Origin of the sequence: Luteimonas sp. BLCC-B24, assembly GCF_028550595.1 — a bacterium.
Taxonomy (GTDB): Bacteria; Pseudomonadota; Gammaproteobacteria; order Xanthomonadales; family Xanthomonadaceae; genus Luteimonas.
Window position 1 is genome coordinate 1 of record NZ_JAQQGN010000001.1, and the last position, 23,444, is coordinate 23,444.

Below are 23,444 nucleotides of genomic sequence, written 5' to 3' on the forward strand. Positions count from 1 at the left end.
CAAACCCACCAACCCAAAGTACCCTTCAACCCCGGGCTCTCCCAGTAACTCGTGGTACGGCTACTGGGGGCAGGTCAGTGTGGCCAAGCCATCCTTTGCTCTAGCCTGGGGTTCAAGATCTAGGTTGGCTAGCAACTGATCGATTTCAATGATGCGGTCTTCGTGTTCCTGGTTGAACACGCCTAGTTGCCGGATCTGGTCAAGATCAGTGTCGGCAGATAGGGTTTCAATGATCTGACCGACAGGGTGCGCACCCTTGAGGCTTTCGAATGGGGAAGCATCCAAGCGTATTGCTTCCCGCTCCTGCTTGATGCTCGACTGCAGCCGCGTCAATCCCTGGGTAAGCTCCCCCAACTGTGGGAGTCCGTAGGGCTGGTAGTCGCAGGTCCCTTCATCGGTGATGTAGTCCTCGCTGCAATGGCTGTCGTATACAGCGACCATTGCCAGACGGCGGTCGGCGTCTCGCCCTTCCTGCCACTCATAGAGCCGCGGGTTCCCTTGCTCATCCAGAGCCACGATCGTGGCGCTGGGCGTGCCAGGAGTATCGGCATAAGCGTCGGGCAGGACAGGGGATGAGCGGCGGGCCCGACAGGCACGCTTCAAGACCCGGGAATAGCCAGACTTGCCTGCGCCATTGGTCCCGAACACGATGTTCAGACCGTCGGGATTGAATTGCATTCCGCTGGCTGGGGCAAACCGGTTAACGTGCTGGAGATCTCTCAATTCCAGCAGCACGGTCGTCTGACCATCTCCCAGCGTCGGGATATGGGATGCGTCCAACGGGACCGGACTGGGAGCGCCTTCGGCTTGCTCCAGCATGGCCCTGATCTCGACCAGGTCCGTCTTCCCAAGGGCTCCGACTGTGAAAATGCGTCGCAGTGCGTCGCTTTGCCAAGCCGGCCAACCGGCCGACATGTCCAATAGTTCTTCCAGAAGTCCCATGGCAATCAGTGCATAGGCCCGGAATCGAGCCCCCCTCAGGTCAGACTAGCCGGGATCGGCCGGAATTTCATCGTCCTGGCCCGTTTCGCAGTCAATGAGAACGAAACTGCCTACCTTGTCCAATCATGACGCCATCTCTCCTGCATCCCATCGCCTCGATCACCGACCTGCTGGAGGATGAGACCGGCAATCCCCTTGATGCCAGGGAAGTGCTGCAGGACAGCATGACCGAGGTCTTGCGCTTGAAGTATCGGCTGCAACGGGCGCTGAAAACTGGCCAGGGGCGCTATCTATGTGAACTGTGCGGGGTTGCGGTTTACTTGGTTGCGATGCCCGACACAGCGAGTTTCGTATTCCGGCATCTGCATGAGGATGGCAGTTGCCGCCATATCACCAAGAGCAAGCTCACCACGGCCCAGATCAACGCCTATCGCTACGACGGGCAACGGGAGAGCGTTCGCCACAAGCGCATCAAGCAGCTGGTGGACGAGAGCATTCAGTGCGATCCGAGGTTCACCCGGCCCGTGGTCGAGGGCACCTGGAAGGGTCGAGAGGGGGAGAGGCGGAGGCCGGATGTCAGGTCCCGCTTCTGCGCTGCCTTGGACATCGCCTTTGAGGTCCAGCTTTCCACGACCTTCGATAGCGTCATGGTCGATCGCGAGGAGTTTTACTGCAAGGAAGGTGGATTGTTGCTGTGGGTCTTTGGTGAATTCGATCCCGAGCGCGCCAGGCTGATGATGAAGATCTGTTTTGCCGTCAACAACCGCAACGCCTATGTGGTCAATGAGGAAACCTTGGAGGCATCGCGGCAGGCTGGGGCGTTGATGCTATTGTGCCACTACGACCAGCCGGTTCTGCGAAATGGCAAGATTGAGTTCGAGCACTGCCAAAAGCTCGTGTCCTTCGAGCAGCTCACCTTGGACGAGGCCGGGCAGCGCGCCTACCTCGTAGACACGGATGCGATTGAGGCGAACCTGAAACGCCAGCTGCAGGGTCCCTCGTTGAGCGAACAGCTGGAAGATTTCTGGCTTGCACGGGTGCAGTATCAGGGGCGAGCCACGCCTGGGACCGAGGCAATGGATGCGCGCTGGTCAGCCCTGCAATCGGCCTTCCAGAAGAAGGGATCCCATTTGCCGGGCACCTGGTCTTACGCCCAGCCGGGCATCCTGCTCAGCATCCTGTATTCGGCCAAGCACGGTGCACCCGTGGGCTGGGGATATGAGAAGTTTTGGGATGTCGCCCACCATGTCCTGACCAAATACGGGCAATTCGGGTGGGTCTTCTATGCAGCCCTTGAGTGCTATGGGCGCTTGGCCGACCTGGAAGCACAGGACAAGAACGGAAAGTGGCGCAAGAAGATCTCAGATTGGCGAGCGCATGACCCGGCCGAAAACCACGAATTCGATCGCCTGATCATGGAGGCGTTCCCAGAACTGGGACGACATATCCAAGCGCAGCGAGGTGGTGTGGACGAGTGGGAGCCGTTGCCGTTCTAGCTAGCGTGAGCGGATTGAAAGGCTCTATCAGAGAAGTGATGCAACGTAGTCGTTCAGGTGGTTGCCCGCAAGCATAATCTGGGTCTCCTGACGCTGATATTCCGCGTTTAGAAGTGGTCTGACCCATCGTTGCGGGTAGTCGGTGCCTTCGTAGGAGAATGCGTTGATCCGCATTCCATGGGTATCTTCGATGGCATTAACGGAGAAGCCGATATCGACGATCCCACGATGCTTGCAGTGGTTGTCCAGCGCAGCTAGATACTTGAAATATTCATGGCTGTGCAGGGCATCGAGATCTTCACGGACTTCCAGCGTCCCCAAGCTGTCCTTGACCTTGTTCCAGCTGATCCGTTTTTCTTCAATGCAAGTATCCTTGTCCAGGTTCATGCCGGTGGCGAAGTAGACCAAGTGCACGAGATTGTCGGCTACTGCCCTCATGTTGTGCACGGTGGCTACGATGTGGAGGTAGGCCGTGAACCTGGCATCCTCGAATGAGCCGGTTTCCTTGTCGTAGGCACCCATCATCGCGGCCATGACTTCGTAGTCCGGCCTGCCGTCAATCTTGGCGGCGATGGCGCGCATCGCTTCTCGATAGTGGTAGCGGCTGAACTCGCGACGATCCACAGCGGACCGGATGCAATTGGATACGATCCTGCGCTGGTCATCGCCAAACAGCCGCTGCACATTGTCGCGAAGAGCAGCCAGATCTCAGCGCATGCTTTCAATCGAAATGCTGTTGTTGCTCATAGTTGGGTCACCCACGCCCGCCTCCTTTTTGACGCCGCAAGTCCTCTTAGTAGGTGCGTTCCAACCATGCTGCAAAGAGTTTGCTATTTCAACAGCCGTGCCGCGGGATTGTCCTCTGCCGCACCTGTTTGAAAGTACCCGATCACACTGGCCACAGATCGATGTTCCGTCATCGCCATTACCGCCGGGAGTGGGATGCCTTGCTTCCCGGCCTCGGTTACAAACCCCGACCGCAGGCTGTGTGCCCCAAAGTCCCCCTCCAACCCTGCTAGCCGCGCCCGACGCTTCACGATCGTAGACACCGAACCGGGGAGCAGGGCAGGGCCGACTCGACCCTTCCAGATCCGGCGGAAGATCGCCCCCTCATGGATCCCCGCGGCCTCAAGCCACGCCGCGAGCGCTTCGGAGCTACGCCCCAGGATCGGCTTGTCCGGGGTCGAATCTGCCTTCACCCCTGCTTGCTGGGTCTTCGAATACTCCAGCCGATAGATGTAGCCATCCTCGCCGACCTTGCGCAGGTCGCGCAGGTCCGCAGCCGCGATCTCGCTGCGCCGGCGGCCGCCGCTGGCGAAGCCGAAGCAGAGCAGGGCACGGTCACGCCGGCTTTCCAGGCTGTCATCGCAGGTGGCCAGCATGGCCTCGAGCTCGGCACGGGTAATCGCGGTCTTCTTGGTCGGCCGCTCGCCACGCTTGACCGCCGCACGCCGCGCCCGACTGAGCAGGGTGCGGACGCTGGGCAGTTCGCACGGGTTGGCCAGCCGCTTGAGCTTGTGCGCAGTGGACAGCACAGCCACGCGCTGGACCACGGTCGACAGCTTCAGCGGCCCGCTCCTGGCCTTGAGGCCGGCGGCGACCAGTGCCTGATCGATCGCCGGCGGCAGCTCGCTGACGAGGCCGGTCTTGTTCTTGCGCTGGATGTGGTCGACCAGGAACTGGATCACCACGGCCTCGCTCGCCGGCAATGCCAGCTCGACGCCGTATCGGGCCTGGTGCCAGCCGGCCCAATAGCGCAGGGCGGTGGCGTAGCTGCGGGTGGTGTTGGCCGCGGCCGCTTCTGCGAGCAGTTCACGCACTGCGTCGGCAGCCTGTTGGGCCAGTTGCTCGGGGAGCACCAGGTTCGCGGCCGTCGCTGCCGCGGTAGGCAATGTGCTATTTCGATTCATACTATGTAATGTACGTTATGAAATATGGCATCTACTAGCGATAATCATCACTTATCGGGAGTACGCAATCAACAGAGTAGGGCGCCCGCATAGGAGGCATTTCCATGGCTCGAGGCATCACCGAATCCGACGTCCATACTGCAGCCGACGAGATCGTTGACGCGGGAGAACGACCAACCGTCGAGCGCATTCGCGCTCACCTGGGCACCGGGTCGCCGAACACTGTCACTCGATGGTTGGAGACCTGGTGGCGTGCCCTTGGTACTCGGCTGGACACTCATCAGCGCAGCCTCTCGGTGCCCGAGGCCCCTGAGGCGGTCACTAAGCTGGCGGGGGAGTGGTGGGCGCTGGCTCTCAAGCATGCCCGGTCTGAGGCCGAGAACGGATTCGCCGACAAACAAGTCGCCCTTCTGAGCGCGCAGGAGGCACTGGGCCGGGAGCGCGAAGGATTCGCCGCCGAAGCGATGGCATTGCGGGAAGCGGTAGCAAACGCTTCCCAATCCGAACGTCTTGCGACAGCCCGTACGGCCGAATTGCTGCGCCTGGTCAGCCAGCTTGAAGGAGAGATCAAAGAGCAGGAGCGTCAGCGGAATGCCGCGCTCGATAGAGCGTCAGACGCTGAAGTCGCCCGCCAAGCAGTCGAAAATCGCTTACAAGCTATGGTCAACGAGGCTCGGGCGGAGCGCGAAGGCCTAGCACAGCATGTTCGTGCGATAGAGGATCGTGCTCACCGCGAAGTCGATCTCGCGCGCCAAGAGGCCAAAGAACTGAAGGGCCAGGTAGCAGCCGCCCATCGTGCACACGCATCTGCTGAGAAATCATCGTTTCAGAGCGCCGAGCGGGCCAAGGCGGAGGCCGTCGAGGCACGTCGTGAGGCGGATGCCCAGCGCGCACGTGCGGACGCTCTCGAACAGCAACTCGCGAAGCTCAAGGATCTGCCAGCAGCGCTAGAGGCGGCGTGGCGACAACGATCTCCCACCGCGAAAGCCCGCAAACCTGCGAAGAAGAAAGAGTCCGCCCGGCCTTAGAGCTCAGCTCGTGGCGAAGGAGCCCCGGCTCCCACCCGACGCTCAGCCTTCGAGTGCGTATGCGTGTCTCATCCGGCAAGACTAAGAACCCGCAGAGTCGGAGCGACTGTCCCATCGCGCTAATTGAAGGCGTCCCGTGGCGGCAAACGATCGGTATCAAGGGAGATCGATGTCGTCATGGCCGAGCTGGAGGCCAAAGAAGCTGTCCGTTGTCCGCGACGGGCAAGCAATTCGTCTCAGGGATAAATGGTCACCTAAGAGTGCGGAAGTCGCATGTGTGTACACGCATGTGTGCGTCGAGAGCTTCGGTGTACACCTTTGACTGCCTCAGATGTACCCGTTAAGTGCGTACGCGGAGCACTCGTAAGTGCGGTGCCTACTACAGGCTGGGATGGACGTTGACCCTGAGTTCGAAGCTTGGGCATCTTGTCGGAGGTTTTGTAAAGCTAACGGGCGACTTGTTCACCTGTAAGGACGCCGAATTGCCAGTTGGATTGAGCTACTAGAGTGCTGCGCGTGGAGCATTCCGACACAACCGTCCGCCAAGCAATAGAAGAACTGGGCGAATTCTCGGCTGCTGACGATGCATTAGGGCGACTTGTCGCGGCCTGTACGAATAGCGGGCAATTGTCGGTCTACAACTGGGTATTTGTTGGCTGTCGTCGGGGCGATTTCTTGGCGGCGGACACCAAGCTGGCAAAGTGACGCGCAACGTCACGTGCAAATCGTCCAAGACTTCGCATAATGTACAGTCCGGGTCGGCTTTCACGGCCCGCTGATCGACGCTTGCAGCAGCAGGAAGCCCAGGAAGAAGCACCAGGGCGAGGAGGGTGGCCGTCGCTGCCAGCTGCCGCCAGACAGCCTTCTCGTCGCGACTGATTGCACGAGCTTCGCCGACGATGCCCAGTACCTGCGCAAGAGGTAAACCGCTCAGGCCGGCGATCGTTGCGCACTGCACGGTATCCGGCAGACGGTGCCCATTCCGATAGCTCGACAACGCCTGCTTGGACACTCCGAGGCGCTTCGCTAGCTCGCCGTCAGTCCTCGCCCCGCATACTTCCTTCACTTTGTCAAGTAATTCGTTGATATCCATAAAGTCCTCGGGGTGTAGACAACCGTCCTCACCCAGCGTACAACTGCGCTCGTCCTCGGACTGAGGACCGCTCTCGCCCCCGGTGCCCTAGCCGGGGCAGGGCGTCTAGGGCGCTAGGGCGGGGACAGGGGACATGACCGAACAGCAGATGCGCCGCATCGAGATCGCAGGCCAAGCCTGCGAACGCTGCCTGCGCGCCGAACACGCCGCGCTCAACCTCGGCGATCTTGAGTGGGCCGCGGACCGCGCCGAAGCCGCCGCCTACTGGTCGCGGCTCGCCTTCATCGACGCCCGCACGTCGGCTGCCATCCCGACTGGGGATGCCTGGGCGTGACGTTCCTCGAAACACTCCGCTTGACCCTGTGGACCACGCACCCGGGCGTGGTCTTCGCTCTCGCGTTCGTGCTCGGCCACGCCGCGGGATTCGTGACGCGTCACGCAATCAAGGGCATGAACCGCACCACGCCACCTTTTCACCAGTCCGCCCGCGCAAGCGAGATTCTCCGCCGCGCGGTTGGCCCGGGCAGTAACACGGGCCAAAAGTTTCCCGGAGCCGACCAAGCATGAGCGCCAGCACGCTTTCCGCTCCGATCATCGATTTCTGCGTCGCCGTCCTCGACAGCGAAAAAGCCAAGAAGCTGACGCGCGCCATGCCGATGACCGAGGTACTGCGCTACGTGTTCGGCACCGGTGGGTCTATCGCTGTCGGTCCGCTGCAGGACCGGGTGTTCAACTTCTACCAGCGCTCCGCGACGATGGTCGATGCCCTCGGCGAGGTGTGCGGGAAGATCGGCCTTCGTGACGACGGCGCGATCCAGATTTCCCTGACGGGGCAGGGCTGCGCCTACGTGCCGTCTTGGCATCAGGTGGCTGACCGCCTCGATGACCTACACGCGCGCGTCTCGCACGTCGACATCGCAGTCGATGACTTGACCGGCGAAACCTTCGATATCCAGACCTTTCTCGATCACTACGAAGCGGGCGATTTCACCATGAACGGACGGCCCCCGAACGCAACGCACACCAGCGACATGGGCAGCGGAAAAGGCTGCTCGTTCTATGTCGGCCAGCGCGGCCACAAGCAGCTCAACGTCTACGAGAAGGGCAAGCAGCTCGGCGATCCGGAGTCACGTCACACGCGCTGCGAGCTGCGCCTCTACGCCAAGCGCATCGAGGTCACCACCGACGTGCTGCGGAACCCCGGCAAGTGGTTCGGGGCCGCGTATCCGATGCTCGAAGCGTTTGTGATCGGCGAGGTCGAACGCCTCGGCCTGCGCGATCAGATCGTGGATACCAGCGTGGGCGCCGCGGAGCGCTTCCTGCGCACTCAGACCGGCACGACGCTCGGCGTCTTCGCCAACTGTTTCGACAGCCCGGACGAGTTCCTCGACTGGCTGCGGACCACCGTTCTCCGGACCGATCGCCCCGGACGATGGAAGGCAATTCAAGGCGATTTGCACGCGCATGTCCGCGCATCCCTAGACCGATCCCTCAAAGAGGCAATGAGCAATGAAAATCACGATCCACTCCAATCTCGTCGATGAAAAGCGCTGGCAGAAGGGCGACCGATCCGGCGTGATCCGCACGCAGACCGCCGTCGCCGAGTGCCCGAAGTTCCGCCAGACCATCCGTCTCGACCTGGGCACGCTGCCGCCCTACGAAGTGGGCGAATACACGGTCGATCTCGAAGAAGCGATCAGCGTCGGCGACTTCGGTGATCTGAAGCTCGCCCGGCGCCTGCCGCTTCAGCGCGTCAAGACCGCACCCGCGACCAAGGCCGCGTAAGTATGGCCACGGTGCTCGTCGCGGCGTGCCTCGAACGCGATTTCGACGCCGCGACGGGCACGTGCCAGCAAGTCATCTGGATTCCACAACCGAGCCTCATTCCGGAGCTCTCGGTTGCGGATGCGCAGCAAATCGGGGTCTCCGTGGCCTACGTCCTTGCCATCGCGTTTGTGTTCCGTCTGCTCCGGAAATTCCTCGAAAACTCATAGGTGAAACCATGTTCCAGAACTTCAAGAGCAAGACCGCTGCCCTTGTCGCCGTGCCCGCTGCCGCCCTGGTGGCGTCGCCTGCCTTCGCGCAGGCGGTCGATGTCAGCGGCGTCACTGACGCGATCGGTGGTGCGGCTGCGCCCATCGCGTCGATCGGCGGCGCGGTGCTGCTGATCCTCGTTGGTATCAAGGTCTACAAGTGGGTGCGTCGCGCCATGTAACAACCGCCGCCCGGCTGGGTCCGACACCCTCCGGGCGGTTTCTTTTTGTGACGGAGAACGAAAATGGAAGGCTGGCTGTATCTCGGCACGTTCGTCCTTGCTCTCGCGATCATCTTCTGGGATTGACGATGAACGTAGTCGCTGCCTTCGGCCGAATCCTCGCGCGTGCCGCGTTGTTCCGCGCCTTTCGCCGATCGCCGATCGCCGTCGCGATCATCGCCGCCTTGATCGGCTTCGCGCTCATGTATGGCGGCACTGCTCGTGCGCAGACCTATCCGTGTAGCCACTCGGCGGGCGTCCCTCAGTCCAACTGCGAAACGCAGGGCGAGGCTTACGCCGCAGCGCATGCTGCCGCAACGCAACGCGGACAGACGAACGGCTGGGTTGCATGCGTGCGTCACACCCCCTCCTCGAAGCTTTACGAAGCGGATGCCGTACCTGCTGGCTATTGCCCTACGTGGAATTTCAATAATCCGCTTCGCCGCACCTATGTTGTGCAGTGCCGCCCGGGCGAAGAGTGGAACCCTGCCAGCAACTCGTGTGCGCTGCCGGAGTGTCCCGGCGGGTCCATCCGCATGCAGAACGGCCAGTGCAGCCCGACACCCGAAGAGTGCGAGCAGCGCAACGGCCCCGGCTTCGGTGTCCAGACCACCAAGCCTTTCCAGTCGCATTGCATCGCCGGCTGCACGCTCGCGATGACCGGCGGCGGCACCGGCTGCACCGTCGTGCAGGGCGCAGGCGGCAACAACACGCAGTTGTGCAACGGGGAATTCAACTGGACCGGTGCAGTGTGTGGCGCGACGCCGCCCCCGGTGTTCATTCCCGGATATGAGACGGTCCAGCAAGCCGCAGACAACACGCCTCAGTATTGCAATCCGCTTGCTGGCGGTTCGCACGACTACTGCGTTAAGTCGAACGGCGATCACTGCATGACAAGCGCCCAGGGGCGTCAGCTCTGCTGGAAGCCAGGCGAGACGGGCACGAAAACGGACGGCCCGGTGATGCAGGTGCGCGACGCCGGCACAACGCCTAACGTCCCGAATCTCAACCTTCCAAGCGGCGATACGCTGCAGGCGACCGGCCAGACCGCGACTTCCACGACCACGCGCCCCGGTGGCGGTGGCTCGACCACGACCACCACCACGAATTACACGACGGTGCACGGCACCAATGCCGGCCCGAAAAATCAGGGCGAGAAGGGCGACGGCAGTGGCGACGACAAGGAACAGGACCCTGACAAGAACACCGCGAGCGGTGGCGAGGATTGCGACCGCAAGCCGATCGTCAGTGATCCTGCGTTCGAGATGATCGCGAATCAGGCATGGGCCACGCGCTGCGCGGTCGAGGCTGGAAACGCGGCGGACGTGGTGGGCGACATCGAGAAATGCGACCAGCCGTTCACCGTCAACGGCGACAACGCCAACGCCGTCAAGCTGCGCGCGATGCGTGCGCAAATCTGCGGCACGGCGACGCGCGTGGTCGGTGACGTGAGCGATTGCAAGTCCGCCTTTTCGGTCCAGGGCGACACGCCCGATGCCCACCAGTTGCGAGCCATGCGCACGCAGATTTGTGGTGACGAGGGTGTCGAGTGGGACGCGATCGGTGAGGCGGTCGCCGCGGTCGATGCCACCGCGGGCGAGGGCGATCCCTCGAGCGTCATGCGCGATATAGGCGGTGGAGACGGCGAGGGCGAGCTGGACACGTCGGGCCTCGGCTACGGCCGTTCTTGTCCCACGCTGCCGTCCATCAGCGTCATGGGCACCACCCTCGATTTCAATGTCCACGCTGGCGCGATGTGCCGCTGGATGCAGCTTGCCGGTCAGCTTGTGCTGGTGCTGGCTGCGCTGGTGTCTCTCCGTATCATCGCAACATAAGGGGCGAATCAATGGCATTCCCGGCAGCCGCGCCGTTCCTGCTCGCAGGCGGCATCACGGCCCTATCCAAGAAGCTCGGCAACGGCGCCCTCGTCGCGGCGATCGTCACCGGCATCACCTACATGTTCAAGACGAAGCTGGGCCTGTTCGTCATGGGCGCGATGCTCTGGCTGGGCATCAATTTCGCCAGCATGACGCTGGTGATTGGTCCGGCGATTGACATCCTGCGTGAGTACGCGAACCCCGGCACCATTTCCGGTGGCGGGGCTGGTGAACTCGCCTTGACCGCGGTCGCGTGGCTCGGTGTTCTGAACTTCGATCGCGCGATCACGATGGTTCTATCTGCGATTTACACCCGGCACGCCGTCAACTCCGCGCGCCTCTATCTCACGCGCGCGCCTGTAGGGGGCACTCCGTAATGCCTATCGAGATTTACACCGGCAAGCCGGGCAACGGCAAAACCGCGCTCATGATGGAACGCCTGGTCGCCGAGGCCACGAAGAAGGACCCGCGCCCGCTGTTCGCCTACGGCATCGACGGATTGGAACCCGGCCTGGCAACGGTCCTCAAGGACCCGCGCGAGTGGAATGCCGTGAAGCCGGGTGAGGTGTGCACCTGCCACGACACCGACGATGCCGGCCCGTGTACCGCTCACGTGATTCCCAACGGCGCGATGATCTTCATCGATGAGGCGTGGAAGTGGTTTGGGCATTTGCATGACGCGTCACGCCAAGCCACGCCCGCGCACGTTCTGGCGCTTGCCGAGCATCGGCACCGCGGGATCGATATGGTCTGGACCGCGCAGGGTCCTAATCAGATCTATCCGTTCGCGCGTCCATTGATCGCCGATCACTACCACACGGTGCGCCGGTTCGGGACGCAGTTGATCGACGTGTTCAAGTGGGAGGAGTTGCAGGAGGAAGTGAAGTCAACCGCTCGTCGTGAGCTGGCGATCCGGCAGACCCGCGCGCTCCCGAAATCCGTGTTCGGTCGCTACAAGTCGGCCGAGCAGCACACGATTAAGCGCAAGCTTCCGTGGCGGCTGGTCTTGCTGCCGCTGCTGCCGATCGCCATCGCCGGCTGCGCCTGGTGGGCGTACGTCACTCTGCGGCCCAGCGCCGCCCCTGCGCCTGCACAGGAGGCGGGAGCGGCCGGCCTGCCGGCCGCCCCGCCCACCGCTGCACCGCAGTCCGCCGCGACCCCGCAGAGCCGCGCAGCTACGCCCGCCGAGTACGTCGAGACGCACACGCCGCGGTTTGCGACCATGCCGTGGTCCGCACCGATCTTCGATGGCCGTGCGGCCGTCTCCGATCCGCTCCTGATGTGCATGTCGAGCACCGGAGGCCTGGACGCCCAGGGCGAGTGGAAAGAGCCGTCGTGTGGGTGCCGCACCGAGCAGGGGACGATGTATGACATCGCGATCGAGGAGTGTTTGCTGGTCGCTAAACGCGGCATGCCCTACAACCCGTATCGCGAGCGCGTGCAGCCGGAGCGCGCGGCCCAGCCCGAACCCGTTGCCCGTGCAGAAGGTGACGCCGAGCGCCGCGTTCTGATTGGGGTCGGCGGGCGCGTCGGGGACATCGCCAGTTATGGTGACTTCGGCTATGAAACCGGTCGGTATGTGGGGCAGGGCGTCGGTCGCTGAATCCGCTCGATCGAGCGCATGACGCGTCACGAATCTCACGGGTCACTGACACGACGAACGGTCATTGACATTTCGTGACGCGTCACTATAATGGACGCATACCACGGAGACGGCCATGCGCGACCAGCACGACACCCAGACCAGCGACCTGATTCCGGCCAAGCGCGGCCGTCCTGTCCTCGACGTTCAGGCGGGTCCGATGACCCCGGCCGAGCGCGCAAAGCGCTACCGCCAGAACCGCCGTTCGGATGCGAAGTCGGCGACCAGGCGGGCAGGGACTGCCGTTGCTGCTCTGCTGCACGAGTACAGCGACATTGCTCTCCTGGAAGCCATCCGCCTGGAACGTGCATTCCTCCACGGCCTGCTGTCGTCAACCGGCAATCGCGGTGCCACGCCGTCCAGGAAGCGCCTGGGTGCGCTCGTCGCGGAGCTGGCGCGCAGGTATCCCGCGTGATCGACTGGAGCCTGATCCTGCACGTTGTCGCCGGCGTCGTTCTTGGCGCAATGGTCTGCGTCGTGCTCGCAGTCTCCGTGGCGATCCTCGCGCGCGTTGCGAGGGTGCTGCTCGACGCTCGCCACCCTGTGATCAGAGTCAGCCGCCATGACCGTTCCTGACGTCCCGCCCGAGCTGCCGTGGTTCGTCCAGGTGCTGGCCGGCGCCGTGCTGCTGCTCGGCGTGCTGGAACTCTTCGGCCCGAGGCGTCGTAAGTAGCGCGTGGACCGGGGTGCAGGCCGGCCTCTCCGAGCGCTACACTGCGCCCGAGATAGGGGGCCATATGCCAAGCAGGGACGACGGCTTTGGGGCCGTGCAATTCCGCGCCAGTCGCAGCTCCGGCGCAGCCCTTGAGGCGTCGCCGTCGCTGCTCGCGATCGGCGTGACGGTATTCGTTGCCGTGCTCTTGGCGCTATGCGCACATAGCCTGCTCGCGCTGGTGATAGTCGCCGCCACGCCTGAGCCCACAGCCGAAGATGTCCTTCGCGAGATGAAGAAGTGGGAGGGCATCTGGGAGCAGGCGATGCCTGTGCCGCCGCCGCAATCGATCACGGCCGCGCCTTCATTTGGCAACAAGCCGCCGCGCTCAGCGCCGGTCCCCGGCTATCCCGGCCTGGTCGAAGCCCAGCGAGGTGGGCACGACATCGCCTGCCTCTCGGGCCGCGTCTCGTATCGGATCCCCAACGGCTGGTCGAGCTCCCAGCGCCCGTGCCGTGCCACGACCCAGTGAATCGGGTGCAGGGCAGCGCCCTGCGGATACGCTCTTACGCAGCAGACGTGCCGAAGTGCCGGCGGCGCCAGTCGTCCAGGTCCACGACGACCACCTTGACCAGCTCACGCCGAACCGCTTTTCGTGATGCGTTACGACCTCGAGCGCGCTCGAGCCGAGCCTCGGCCTCGAGGCGGAACAGGATCCCGCGCATGCGCGCTGGCGACACTCGGGTACCGTCTGGTGCTACGAGATCCTTGCCGGCGAGTCTCCAGCCTGCCCACGGGCCATGCAGCGATGTGATGTTGTGCACGACGCGGTCGTAGTGCTCTGCGCTCGACTCGCTCTTACAGTGCCAGCACGTGGGCATCCGGGCCTCCGTAGATCTTGCGGGCGAGCCACAGTGCCAGCGGTCGCGTCCATGCCCGGAGAACTTCGCATAATGTACATTATGTAAAAGATGCCGATGGTCGTCTGGTCCGTGATGTCGCGCGCTGCTCTTCGCCCACTCGTGGCCGACGCGCCCGTCGGGGTTCAGCCGAGATACGCGTAAAAATGCCCCACAGAACTCAAATAATTCTTTCGGTGCAATGACTTAGCCGATATTTATCTTCTCGGCCGGTTGCGCCAGAAGATCGAGCGTCGGGCACGGTGCGCCTGTCACCACGTGGCGACACTCCTCCACCAAATGCTCAAGGTCGACTTCCAATTGTCGTAGCTCATCCAGACGCCGCCGTACCTCGGCCAATTTCTTTTCGGTCAGCCGCCGAGTCTGCTCGCAAGCGCGTTGGCCTTTGACCTCCAACAGCCCCGCTATCTCGTCGAGACTGAATCCCATCGCCTGTGCTCTGCGAATGAACTGAAGTCGGCCGACTTCGTTGGGCCCGTACCGGCGGACGCTGCCCATTGGGCGCTCAGGCTCCGGCAGCAGGCCTCGCCGCTGGTAGTAACGGACCGTTTCGACATGCACACCAGCGGCCGCGGCCAGCCGGCTGATTGTCATTACGTGGGTGGCCATCAGCTTGACTCCGTACTTAGGTACGGAGATTACCATGCGGGTATGGTCCAACCTCCCCCACAGTCCTCCCTGCCCGCCCTCTTGGGCGCCGCCGTCGCGGCCATTGGCGCGTCCGTGTGTTGCGTCGTGCCCCTGGTGCTGGTCCTGTTGGGTATCAGCGGTGCCTGGATCGCCAATCTCACTGCCCTGGACGCGTGGCGTCCGTGGTTCAGCGCGGCCACGTTGGTGTGCCTGGGCTGGGCGTTCTGGATGCTCTATGGCCCGGCCTCGCGCTGTCGCATCGACGGCGCCTGCGTCGATCCCTCGCGATTGCGACGCCGCCGGCGCTGGCTATGGATCGCTACCGGCCTGATCGCTCTGCTGCTGCTCTTTCCCTACTACATCGGTTGGTTCCTGTAGGAGTCCCACATGCGCAAGATTCTTCTCAGTTTGGTATTCACGGCATGGATGGGCTTGGCTTGGGCGGCTACCCCTAAGCAGGTCGTCCTGCAGGTGGAGAACATGACCTGCCCGGCGTGCAGCATCACGATCGAAAAGGCGTTGGATACAGTGCCGGGCGTGACGGCGAAGCGTATTGACACCCGAGCCGCCACCGTGACGGTGGCATTCGATGCCGAGCGCACCAACGCGGCCGCCATCGCGAAGGCCATCACCGACGCCGGTTTTCCAGCCACTGCAAAGGCGAAAGCGAACGGTGGCTGAGGTGCAGTTGCAAAGCACGCTCACGTGCCCGACATGCGGGCACCAGGCGACCGAAACCATGCCCACTACGGCGTGCCAATTCTTTTACGAGTGCTCGGCCTGCCACACGCTCCTGCGCCCGAAAACAGGCGATTGCTGCGTGTTCTGTTCCTACGGCACGGTACCGTGCCCGCCCATCCAGCAACATAGTCCCTGCTGTGGCAGTACCGGTTGACCCACGCTACGCCGCCAGGGCCAGCTCGATTTCGTACGGTTCCGGAAGCGCGTCCACGTCGATCAGGTAATCGCCGAACCGCTTCACGTGGCTGGTCACGTAGGGACTGAGCGCCGCCACGTCCTCCGGGGTGATCTTCCAACCCGCTCGCATCAGCGTCTTGATGATGCGGGTCTGTTCGACCACGTTATGAAAGATGACGGCGTTGGCGACCAGGTCGTTGTACTTGACCGCCTTCTCCTGTTCGAGCGGGTCGTTGTCGGCGATCACACCCTCTCCGCCGAAGAAGAAATACTTCGAAAACCCATTATAGGCTTCGACCTTGTTGGTGGAGGCCGTGATCTGTTCGCGTAGCTCGCGATCGGAAATGTATTGCAGCAGGAACAACGTGCGCACCGCAGCACCGAGTGCCCGGAAGGCCTGGTACAGGCGGTTCTTGCGGCTGTAGTTGCCCAGCTTGCGCAGCAGCGTCGAGGCCGCGATCTTGCCGGACTTGATCGATAGCACGACCTGCATCAGATCCTTCCAGTGGGTCTCGATCAGGTCCCAGTCCACATCTTCCCGGAACAGCGCATCGATGTGCTCGTAGCGGCTGTCCTCGTCCGGACGGAAGAACCGGTAGTCGCGCCAGTTGCGGATGCGCGGCATCAGCTGGATGCCCAGCAAGTGCGACAGCCCGAATACCGGCAGCGACTGACCCTGGGTATCGGCATGGACGGTGTCGGGTTGGATGTCGGAGGTGTTCTTCAGCAGCCCGTCGATGATGTACACCGCTTCCCAGACGCCGCACGGGATGAAGTGACTGAAGAGCGCCACGTAGGTGTCGGACACATGGTGATAGGCAATGCCGCCGTAGCCGCCATAACGGATGTGGTACGACGCCAGCAGGTTCTGGTCGTACAGGTCGTACTTGGTGCCGTCGGCCGCGGCGCGCTTGCCATCGCCCCAGAATTTGGGAAGCTGCAGGCCGGCGTAACTGTTGATGATGTCGCGGCAGGCCGCTGCCAGCTTGTTCGCATCCACGTGACGGCGATTGACGAACGACAGCATGTGCGCCGACGCAGCGCCTCGCAGATGCCGTGCGGCCTGGGCCGGGCCGAGGTTGCAACCATAGGTAAACGCCGTCAGCACGTAGCGTTCGGTGGGCTGGTCGATCTTGGTGTCGGACCCGGACAGCGGTCCGAAATGCCGCGGCCAGCGGGTCCAGTGCGCCACGTCACAGAGGATCTCGATGACACTGCGCTCGCGCAGGCGGTCGAGGATCGCGGTCTCCAGGGCGCGAGCGCCGCTGCTCATGTCCTTGGCCTTGTGGCGCTTGAGCACCGGAAACCCGTCGTCGCCGATGATCACCTGGCCGTTCTCCAGGTAACCCTGATCCGTCAGGTCCGCGACTTGCATCAGCTTGGACTGCAAGGCATTGACGAATCCCACCGCGGAGGCCGGTAAACCCACTTGGCGACAGTAGTCGTCCAGCAACGGCTCGCACTGCTCCCAGGGCAGCAACTGCTCGCGGTAATCGGCGTAGGTTTCCGAACCGCGCACGGCCACGTCGCCGGATTTCAGTTCGTTGGCCAGTGAGGAGAACACGCACACCTCGAACAGGCGGCGGTGGATGCGTTCCTCGCCCTGCTCGGTGCGGTGGGTGATGGTCTTTCGCCAGAGCTGGGTCGTGAACGCCAGATCGACCGGTTCGTCCAGCCAGTCGCCGCGGGCACGCTCCTGCGACAGGATCAGCTCGATCGCGTCGATCAACGAACGGTCTTCGGTGGTGGATTCCAGGTCCAGCATGCGCACCATGCGCAGGATGGTGGCGCGGTGGCTCTTGTAGAACGGCCACAGCAGCGGCAGGTGGTTGTCGCCGCTGTGGGCGGCGATGGCATCGCAGTCAGCCTGCAGGGTCTGGACGCCCCCGCGCGTGCTGACCAGGCGGCGAATCTCCCGTCCTGCGTCGGTGTCGCCCGGGTGACGGTCGAGCACCTGGATCACATCCGACATCGTGGCGACGATGGCCTCGGTCTTCTCGCGGTAGCGCGCACGCAGCCGCTCCAGTTCCTCCTTGCCGCGGTTGTGGAGATTGCCCATGCGTTTGATGAACATCTCAGCTAGGTCGTCGCGGGTCTGCACCCGGGCGCGATGGATCAGGCACAGCAGCAGCGCGTGTCGTTTGGCCGGGCCGAAATCGCGCAACTCGGCAGCGTCCAGTACCCGGGCTTCGGCGGCGAAGTGCTTGCGCTTGAGTTCCGGCACGTCCGCCAGGTGCCGTTCGCTGCCGACCAACTCGTCCAACGCCGCGATGTGGTCGAGCAGTTCCTGGAAGTGCTGCAGAGAAGATCGTTTCGGCAGCCGCTTGATGGCCTGCAGCGGGCTCTTGATGCGAGCGTCGGTGACGACCAGCAGATCGTCCAGCCGTTGCTTCTCGTCCGCCGTCAGCCGCTTGTCGATGAGGGCGAAGTAACGGCCATTGACCAGGGTGCGAACTCGGCGGGCCAGGCGATCCAGGGCGGAAAACGCAGGCAGCTCGATGCGGTCGCGCACGAGTTGTTCGATGGCCACGTTGATCAGGTCGGCCGGGTTGTCCATGACGGCCGCGGCTTCGTGGATGGCGCGTGCCGCCACGTCGAGGCCGCCGTCGGCATAGGCCCGGACTTGCAGATAGGCCCGGATGCGCTGGAAGTAGCGGTAGCGCTTGTTCGGCGCGATCTCGGCGGGCTTGACCTGGATCCGGTACCGCAGCGCATTGCGCAGGTGCCGGATGACCGCGGCGGGCACTTCATCGATTGCGGGGAAATAGCCCAATCGCTGGAAGGATTTCAGCAGCAGCGCCAAGGTCAATCGGTGACCCGGTTGCCGAGCGTTGTCGGCGATGAAGGCCAGTTCGTCGTCGGTCGGCGTGTAGGCCGCGATCAGTTCCCGGACGACAGGATTGCGCTTGAATTGCGGGTATGCGGTCCGTTCGATCGATGCCATGCAGATCCTCAGTCGGTCATGGGGGTGGGAGGGCCGGTGATTGCAGACCGACTTCGATACGCTGCCGTGCGAAGGGATCGCCACCGTCGAGATAGCGCATGGCCGAGTGCATGTCGCGCCAGCCGACGTATTCCATCAGCGCCTTCACGTCCCAGCCGTTCGCATTGGCCCAACCGGCGAAACCGCGGCGCAGGGAATGGCTGCTGTAGGTCGCGGCATCTGGGAGCCCCGCCGCGGCGAGCAGGCTGCGCAGCAGCGGGATCAGGCTGTTCGGATGCAGTGGCGTCTCGCTCACACGGCCCCAGCGGTCGATACCGCGGAACACCGGCCCCTCCGTCAGGGCGGCCGTGGTCGTCCAATCCACGATCGCAGTCACCGGGCACAATCGCGATAGCGCTGGCACCTTGTAGCTGGTGCCCGAGGCCTGACGGTCGCCTTTGCTGCGCGGCAGGAAACAGGTCATCCCGTCGCCCGGGACTAGACGCAAGTGTTCGACTTGCACGCGGATCAGTTCATCGCCGCGGAAGCCGCGCCAGAAGCCGAGCAGGATCAGGGATCGGTCGCGGCGATGGCGCAGCTCGTCCGCGCGATCGCCGCGTTCGCGGGCGACCGAGATCGCAGTGCGGAGCCAGTCGTCGACCTGTGTCAGTCGGGTCAGTTGCAACGGCTCGGCCTGCTTCTCCACCGAGGGGTGCACCGTCTGGATGCCCTTGAGCACTTTGCGCACCAATGGCGCGCGGGTGGGATCGACGAACCCGTGCTCGCGATGCCAGGACGCCAGCGCAGCTAGCCGCTGTCGGAGCGTGTTGTTCGCCAACAGCGCGGCGTGATCGGCCAGATAACGGGCCACGCTGTCCGGCGTGGCTGGCAGGTGGCCGCCCCATTCGACCTCGAAGTGCCGCAGCGCCGAGGCGTAGCTGCGCTGCGTGTTCTCTCGGATCGCAGCCTCTAGATAGCGATCCAAGGTCATCGGCAGCCTTCCTGGTTCGCACACGACGCCGAGTGGTCACTCGTACACCGCAATGCCCCGAGGATGGCGCACGCGCCTCGCTCGCCGCCGGCGCACTGGAGGATCACCCGTTCCAATTCACCTGCCATGCGCGTCAGTGCCTCAAGCCGCTGGTGGATGTCGGTCAAGTGCACGCGCGCCAGCGCATCGACGTCGCCGCACGACAGCTTCGGATCGTCATTCAGGCGCAGCAGGCTGCGGATCTCCTCCAGGCTGAAACCCAGCTCGCGCCCGCGGGTAACGAACCGCAACCGCTCCACGTCTGCCTGCGCGTAGACGCGATAGCCGCTCCCCGTCCGGTTTGGCGATGGGACAAGTCCCACCCGCTCGTAGTAGCGGACGGTTTCCAGGTGGCAGCCGCTGGCGGCGGCGGCTTCACTGATCTTCATGCGTAATCCCGCTCGACTCTGTAGCGGCTACGGACTTTACTCTGTGCTGATTCTCACTGCCACCTGGTCAAGGAATTCCCGGATCGCCGATGGAATGGGCCTGCCTTTGAACGCGGCCGATCCTGCTATTGGGTCGATCACGATCGAAATCTTGACTGTGGCCAACGGAGCTTGTGATGTCTGATTGCCGCGGGTGTGGAAAGGTTGTGAACGTGGCGTCGATGCAGGACTCACAGCGGCGCACCTTGAAAATTGTGCTGGCCATCAATCTCGCCACCTTCGTCATGATGATGGGCGCGGCCTGGTTCAGCCGCTCTTCCTCACTGCTTTCGGGTGGGCTGGACAACCTGGGCGACGCATTCACATACGCCGTGAGCCTGGCCGTCGTTGGCTCGTCCCTGCAGATGAAGGCCAAAGTCGCTTTCCTCAAAGGGCTGTTGATCTTGGGCGCAGCAGTTGCGGTCGCGGCCCAGATCGCATGGCGACTCAACAATCCAGGCGTGCCTGTATTCGAGGCGATGGGGGTGGCGGGGGTGTTGAACCTGGCGGCCAACGCATACTGCCTCTGGCTGCTGACCCCGCATCGAAACGGTGACATCAACCTGTCATCCGCGTGGGAGTGCTCCCGGAACGATATCTATGAAGGCTGCGCGGTCTTGCTGGCGGCTATTGCGGTATGGGTGTTCGGGGCGGGCTGGCCAGACTTGGTAATCGCCTCCGCCTTGCTGCTGCTGTTTCTGCGATCCGCCGTTCGAGTGATGCGCGGTGCGCTGCAGGAACTCCGGGGCACCAGATGCGTGCCGTGCCAGGAAGAGAGTGGCGGGCCTGCAGTCGGTTGAGGTCTTCGACCGGCGTTGTAATTGTATCCGGATACGCGAGACTGATATTTTGCGAAAGATGTACCGCGCCCTTCCCCGACTGAGAGGCTTTATCGCCGCGCTGCTTGTCGCAGTGATGGTGATCGTGCCTGTGGCCGATGCTTTCGTTTGCTCGTTCGAAGTCGACACTCACGCAGCGAGCGATCACGCTGGACCTGCGCCCCAGGATGAGGCTGGTGAGGGCGACGCTCCGGAAAGCGCGCATGGTGGTTGTGTCCACAACCATTGCCATCATTCGACAGCCAATTTCTTTGGCAGTGCCGCCGTTGTTTACCCCGCCGCGCACGTCGTTCAGCACGCACAGCATGACCCAGGTCGTGCATCTGCGCTGTCCGAAGGACCGATGAGACCTCCGCAGAGCTGACGTGCCGTGCCCGTCATGACGGGCTCCCACGTCAACTTTTGCTTCTGGAGTTCCCATGCTCACGCAACTTGTCCGACCGCTCCTTGCGGTCGGGTTGCTGGTGACTGCCTTGCTGTTCGCCTCGCCATCGGTGGCGGTCGAACCGGTCGTCGACACCGCCCCGACCTACGAAGATCTGATCGCTCGACTTGACGCACTGCCGTCATCACTCGAGGCCGTTGCCCGATACGACGCGGCCGTCGCTCGCGCCGACCAGGCGCGCGCCTTGCCCAACCCCTCCATCGCGTACGACATGGAGAACGTTTACGGCACCGGTCCGTACAACGGCATCGGCAACGCCGAAACGACCCTGTCGATCAACCAACCTCTCGAACTGTTCGGCCAGCGAAGCGCCCGGGTCCAGGCGGCGCGCTCTGACGCCGATGCTGCGGGCCTGCGACGCGAACAAGTCCGCTGGCAGGTCGCAGCTCAGGTGGCGCTGGTCTACGCGGAGGCCGAAGCCGCGGCACGGCGACACGAGCTCGCGGCCGAGGCCCTTTCGCTGGCCGAGCAGGATGCGCGCGGGGTCGCCGCCATGGTCGAACAAGGGCGTGAAGCCACCCTCCGGGACATCCAGGCGCAGAGTGAGGTCGCGTCCGCCAGGGCTGCGGTTGATGAGGCCAGCGCCCTTCGGGACGCCGCCTTTGCGCGGCTGTCGGCGATAGCCCTCCTGGACCGGCCGGTCCAGGCCATCGGCGCGAGCCTGCTTGACCGCGCGCCGGGGACGCCGCAAGCAGGCGACGCCGATCCGTTGGCGGTCCAGGTCGCCCAGGCTGAACTCGTCACCGCCGGTCGGCTGGTGACGGTCGAAAGGCGCCGCGCCCGCCCGGATGTCAACGCCTCTCTTGGCATGCGCCGATATCGGGACACCGGCGATGAGGCGTTCACGGTCGGCATCGAACTGACCGTCCCGCTGTTCGATCGCAACCGGGGCGGTATCCGCGCTGCCTACGCTGAGGAGCGAGCCGCCGAAGCCCGGCTGATCGCGCAGCAGCAGGAAGCGCGAGCAGGCCGGTTTGCCGCCGAGGCGGCGCTTGCCGCGTCCGGCAGCCGCACGCGCGCCGCCGACAACGGCGTCGCAGCCGCGGAAGAGGCCTATCGCCTGTCCCGCATCGGCTTCGAGGCCGGCCGCATCTCGCAGCTGGAGCTTCGCAGCACACGTGCGGCGCTGATCGCCTCGCGCAACGCCGCCGTGGACGCGCGGATCGCGCGCGTCCGTGCCGAAATCGACCTGGCGCGCCTGGAAGGCCGCGCCCCGTTTGGAGATTCCCGATGAAAACCGATACCAGGCGACTGATGATGTTCGCCGCGGCGTTCCTGTTCGCCGTCCTCGTAGGCTACGGCCTTGCGAAGCTCACCGGCGGGCAGGACGCTGGCCCAAGCCCTGCGGGCCATGTCGACGGTGGCGGCCAAGACGAACATGGCGATGAAGAGGCCGAGGGCGAAGAAGGCTTGGTGGTCCTCGCGCAACCGCAGATCGAAGCGTCGGGCATCCAGGTCGTGGCTGTGGGCCGCGGCGGTGGCGGCGAGACACGCCTGAGCGGTCGCGTCGAGTCCGCCGTTGGCGCCCGCGCTGCCGTTGCCGCCTCCGTTGGCGGCCGCGTTGAGCGCGTCGTCGTGGCGCCTGGCACCCCCGTGCGCGCCGGCCAGCCGCTCGCCGTGATCGTCAGCGGCGAAGCGGCGACCATGCGGGCGGGCGCCGATGCCGCACGCGCGGAGGCCCAAGCGGCCCGGTTGGTGTACCAGCGCGACCAGTCCCTGGTCACCCAGGGCGTGGTCGCACGGCAGGAACTCGAAGCCTCGCGCGCGCGCTCGCTGGCGGCCGATGCGACTGCGCGGGCTGCCGCGGCCCAGGTCGCCGCGGCCGGCTCACCGGATGCAGGCGGCCGCGCGACCATCACCAGTCCCGTGGCCGGCATCGTCGGCGCGGTGCAGGTGACGCCAGGCGGCTTCGTCGCCGCGGGCGACCTCGTGGCGAACGTGTCCGATCCTGCGCAGACCGAACTGGTCTTTTCCGCGCCGCCCGCGCTCGCCGCGCAGATCGCGCCTGATGCGCGCATCGAAGTTACCGGGGCCACCGGGAGCTTCAGCGCCGTCGTGATCGGCGTGGCCGCCGACGTACGCGAACAGGGCGGCATGGCGATCATCCGTGCACGCCCTGAATCCGGGACGCTGCCGCCAGCGGGTTCACCGGTGTCCGGTGTCGTGGTGGCGGCAGGCCAGGACGACACGCTGACCGTGCCGGTCGATGCCGTGCAGACGGTGGAAGGTCGCTCGGTTGTGTTCGTGACCGATGAAAAAGGCTTCCGCGTAACCCCTGTGCTCGCAGGCCGCCGCGCAGGCGACCGCGTCGAGATCCTCAACGGGCTGTCGGGCGACGAGCGCGTCGCTGGCAGCAACGCGTTCCTGCTGAAAGCCGAACTCGCCAAGGGCGAGGCCGAACACGGCCACTGAGGACC

At 63.9% G+C, this 23,444-nt stretch carries 27 protein-coding genes and 1 pseudogene; 20 read left to right on the forward strand and 8 right to left on the reverse strand.

Features of this window, described 5'->3' with window-relative positions:
- Positions 1–60: 60 nt before the first annotated feature.
- Positions 61–942 carry a hypothetical protein gene (locus PQS31_RS00005; protein WP_272760638.1) on the reverse strand — a complete coding sequence of 294 codons (882 nt, stop codon included), beginning with the start codon at positions 940–942 and terminating at the stop codon, positions 61–63.
- A gap of 125 nt (positions 943–1,067) precedes the next feature.
- Between PQS31_RS00005 and PQS31_RS00010 the strand changes: the two genes are divergently transcribed.
- Positions 1,068–2,438, forward strand: coding sequence for a DUF6035 family protein (locus PQS31_RS00010; protein WP_272760639.1), 1,371 nt, complete (start codon positions 1,068–1,070; stop codon positions 2,436–2,438).
- A 27-nt stretch (positions 2,439–2,465) separates the two neighbouring features.
- Here PQS31_RS00010 and PQS31_RS00015 read toward each other — a convergent pair whose 3' ends face one another.
- Both PQS31_RS00015 and PQS31_RS00020 read right to left on the reverse strand, forming a co-directional pair.
- A complete protein-coding gene (locus PQS31_RS00015) occupies positions 2,466–3,122 on the reverse strand; it encodes a hypothetical protein (protein ID WP_272760640.1) in 657 nt (218 codons plus the stop codon).
- A gap of 146 nt (positions 3,123–3,268) precedes the next feature.
- Positions 3,269–4,348 carry a site-specific integrase gene (locus PQS31_RS00020; protein WP_272760641.1) on the reverse strand — a complete coding sequence of 360 codons (1,080 nt, stop codon included), beginning with the start codon at positions 4,346–4,348 and terminating at the stop codon, positions 3,269–3,271.
- A gap of 104 nt (positions 4,349–4,452) precedes the next feature.
- On the opposite strand from PQS31_RS00020, the gene PQS31_RS00025 reads away from it, so the two are divergent.
- Positions 4,453–5,376: a DNA-binding protein gene (locus PQS31_RS00025; protein ID WP_096009470.1), complete on the forward strand. Its 924-nt coding sequence runs from the start codon at positions 4,453–4,455 to the stop codon at positions 5,374–5,376.
- Positions 5,377–5,878: 502 nt separating this feature from the next.
- Here the strand turns inward: PQS31_RS00025 and PQS31_RS00030 are convergent.
- Entirely contained in the window at positions 5,879–6,469 is a 591-nt protein-coding gene (locus PQS31_RS00030; protein WP_272760642.1) for a helix-turn-helix transcriptional regulator, read from the reverse strand.
- Positions 6,470–6,602: 133 nt separating this feature from the next.
- Here PQS31_RS00030 and PQS31_RS00035 point away from each other — a divergent pair, with 133 nt between their 5' ends.
- The 12 genes from PQS31_RS00035 to PQS31_RS00090 all read left to right on the forward strand — a co-directional run bounded on the left by PQS31_RS00035 (position 6,603) and on the right by PQS31_RS00090 (position 13,426).
- Positions 6,603–6,803, forward strand: coding sequence for a hypothetical protein (locus PQS31_RS00035; protein ID WP_272760643.1), 201 nt, complete (start codon positions 6,603–6,605; stop codon positions 6,801–6,803).
- Positions 6,800–7,036, forward strand: a complete 237-nt coding sequence (locus PQS31_RS00040; RefSeq protein ID WP_272760644.1) for a hypothetical protein — start codon at positions 6,800–6,802, stop codon at positions 7,034–7,036. The genes PQS31_RS00035 and PQS31_RS00040 overlap by 4 nt, the downstream gene beginning before the upstream one ends.
- Complete coding sequence (locus PQS31_RS00045) at positions 7,033–8,013, forward strand: replication initiation factor domain-containing protein (protein ID WP_272760645.1); 981 nt, start codon at positions 7,033–7,035, stop codon at positions 8,011–8,013. The genes PQS31_RS00040 and PQS31_RS00045 overlap by 4 nt, the downstream gene beginning before the upstream one ends.
- Positions 7,979–8,254, forward strand: a complete 276-nt coding sequence (locus PQS31_RS00050) for a single-stranded DNA-binding protein (RefSeq protein WP_272760646.1) — start codon at positions 7,979–7,981, stop codon at positions 8,252–8,254. The genes PQS31_RS00045 and PQS31_RS00050 overlap by 35 nt, the downstream gene beginning before the upstream one ends.
- A 2-nt stretch (positions 8,255–8,256) precedes the next feature.
- Positions 8,257–8,463, forward strand: a complete 207-nt coding sequence (locus PQS31_RS00055) for a hypothetical protein (RefSeq protein ID WP_272760647.1) — start codon at positions 8,257–8,259, stop codon at positions 8,461–8,463.
- An 8-nt stretch (positions 8,464–8,471) separates the two neighbouring features.
- Complete coding sequence (locus PQS31_RS00060; protein WP_272760648.1) at positions 8,472–8,684, forward strand: major capsid protein; 213 nt, start codon at positions 8,472–8,474, stop codon at positions 8,682–8,684.
- 128 nt (positions 8,685–8,812) lie between these two features.
- Positions 8,813–10,558, forward strand: a complete 1,746-nt coding sequence (locus PQS31_RS00065) for a hypothetical protein (RefSeq protein WP_272760649.1) — start codon at positions 8,813–8,815, stop codon at positions 10,556–10,558.
- An 11-nt stretch (positions 10,559–10,569) separates the two neighbouring features.
- Complete coding sequence (locus PQS31_RS00070) at positions 10,570–10,977, forward strand: DUF2523 family protein (RefSeq protein ID WP_272760650.1); 408 nt, start codon at positions 10,570–10,572, stop codon at positions 10,975–10,977.
- Complete coding sequence (locus PQS31_RS00075) at positions 10,977–12,203, forward strand: zonular occludens toxin domain-containing protein (RefSeq protein WP_272760652.1); 1,227 nt, start codon at positions 10,977–10,979, stop codon at positions 12,201–12,203. The genes PQS31_RS00070 and PQS31_RS00075 overlap by 1 nt, the downstream gene beginning before the upstream one ends.
- 115 nt (positions 12,204–12,318) lie before the next feature.
- Complete coding sequence (locus PQS31_RS00080; protein ID WP_272760653.1) at positions 12,319–12,657, forward strand: hypothetical protein; 339 nt, start codon at positions 12,319–12,321, stop codon at positions 12,655–12,657.
- Entirely contained in the window at positions 12,654–12,818 is a 165-nt protein-coding gene (locus tag PQS31_RS00085; RefSeq protein WP_272760654.1) for a hypothetical protein, read from the forward strand. The genes PQS31_RS00080 and PQS31_RS00085 overlap by 4 nt, the downstream gene beginning before the upstream one ends.
- Before the next feature lie 191 nt (positions 12,819–13,009).
- A complete protein-coding gene (locus PQS31_RS00090; RefSeq protein WP_272760655.1) occupies positions 13,010–13,426 on the forward strand; it encodes a hypothetical protein in 417 nt (138 codons plus the stop codon).
- A 574-nt stretch (positions 13,427–14,000) separates the two neighbouring features.
- On the opposite strand, the gene PQS31_RS00095 is transcribed toward PQS31_RS00090, so the two are convergent.
- Complete coding sequence (locus PQS31_RS00095; RefSeq protein ID WP_096209247.1) at positions 14,001–14,423, reverse strand: MerR family transcriptional regulator; 423 nt, start codon at positions 14,421–14,423, stop codon at positions 14,001–14,003.
- 42 nt (positions 14,424–14,465) lie between these two features.
- Between PQS31_RS00095 and PQS31_RS00100 the strand changes: the two genes are divergently transcribed.
- Genes PQS31_RS00100 through PQS31_RS00110 form a run of 3 tightly spaced genes read left to right on the forward strand, consistent with a single transcriptional unit; the run spans position 14,466 to position 15,339 of the window.
- Complete coding sequence (locus PQS31_RS00100) at positions 14,466–14,822, forward strand: mercuric transporter MerT family protein (protein WP_096209248.1); 357 nt, start codon at positions 14,466–14,468, stop codon at positions 14,820–14,822.
- Positions 14,823–14,831: 9 nt separating this feature from the next.
- Positions 14,832–15,125 (forward strand): cation transporter, encoded by a 294-nt coding sequence (locus PQS31_RS00105; protein ID WP_096209249.1) that lies wholly within the window; start codon positions 14,832–14,834, stop codon positions 15,123–15,125.
- A complete protein-coding gene (locus PQS31_RS00110; protein ID WP_096209250.1) occupies positions 15,118–15,339 on the forward strand; it encodes a GDCCVxC domain-containing (seleno)protein in 222 nt (73 codons plus the stop codon). The genes PQS31_RS00105 and PQS31_RS00110 overlap by 8 nt, the downstream gene beginning before the upstream one ends.
- A 6-nt stretch (positions 15,340–15,345) precedes the next feature.
- Here the strand turns inward: PQS31_RS00110 and PQS31_RS00115 are convergent, their stop codons facing one another.
- The 3 genes and pseudogenes from PQS31_RS00115 to PQS31_RS00125 form a co-directional block, all read right to left on the reverse strand.
- Positions 15,346–18,306 (reverse strand): Tn3 family transposase, encoded by a 2,961-nt coding sequence (locus tag PQS31_RS00115; protein WP_096209251.1) that lies wholly within the window; start codon positions 18,304–18,306, stop codon positions 15,346–15,348.
- Positions 18,307–18,328: 22 nt separating this feature from the next.
- A pseudogene (locus PQS31_RS00120) lies at positions 18,329–19,276 on the reverse strand (site-specific integrase); the annotation flags it as partial.
- A complete protein-coding gene (locus PQS31_RS00125) occupies positions 19,273–19,704 on the reverse strand; it encodes a helix-turn-helix domain-containing protein (RefSeq protein WP_133322066.1) in 432 nt (143 codons plus the stop codon). The gene PQS31_RS00125 and the pseudogene PQS31_RS00120, both read right to left, overlap by 4 nt.
- 176 nt (positions 19,705–19,880) lie before the next feature.
- Here PQS31_RS00125 and PQS31_RS00130 point away from each other — a divergent pair, with 176 nt between their 5' ends.
- From PQS31_RS00130 to PQS31_RS00140, 3 genes are all read left to right on the forward strand, one after another.
- Complete coding sequence (locus tag PQS31_RS00130; protein WP_096209253.1) at positions 19,881–20,543, forward strand: cation transporter; 663 nt, start codon at positions 19,881–19,883, stop codon at positions 20,541–20,543.
- A 458-nt stretch (positions 20,544–21,001) separates the two neighbouring features.
- On the forward strand, positions 21,002–22,261 hold the full coding sequence (locus PQS31_RS00135) for a TolC family protein (protein ID WP_272760656.1): 1,260 nt from the start codon (positions 21,002–21,004) through the stop codon (positions 22,259–22,261).
- Complete coding sequence (locus tag PQS31_RS00140; protein ID WP_272760657.1) at positions 22,258–23,439, forward strand: efflux RND transporter periplasmic adaptor subunit; 1,182 nt, start codon at positions 22,258–22,260, stop codon at positions 23,437–23,439. Before PQS31_RS00135 ends, PQS31_RS00140 begins: the two co-directional genes overlap by 4 nt.
- Positions 23,440–23,444 lie beyond the last annotated feature (5 nt).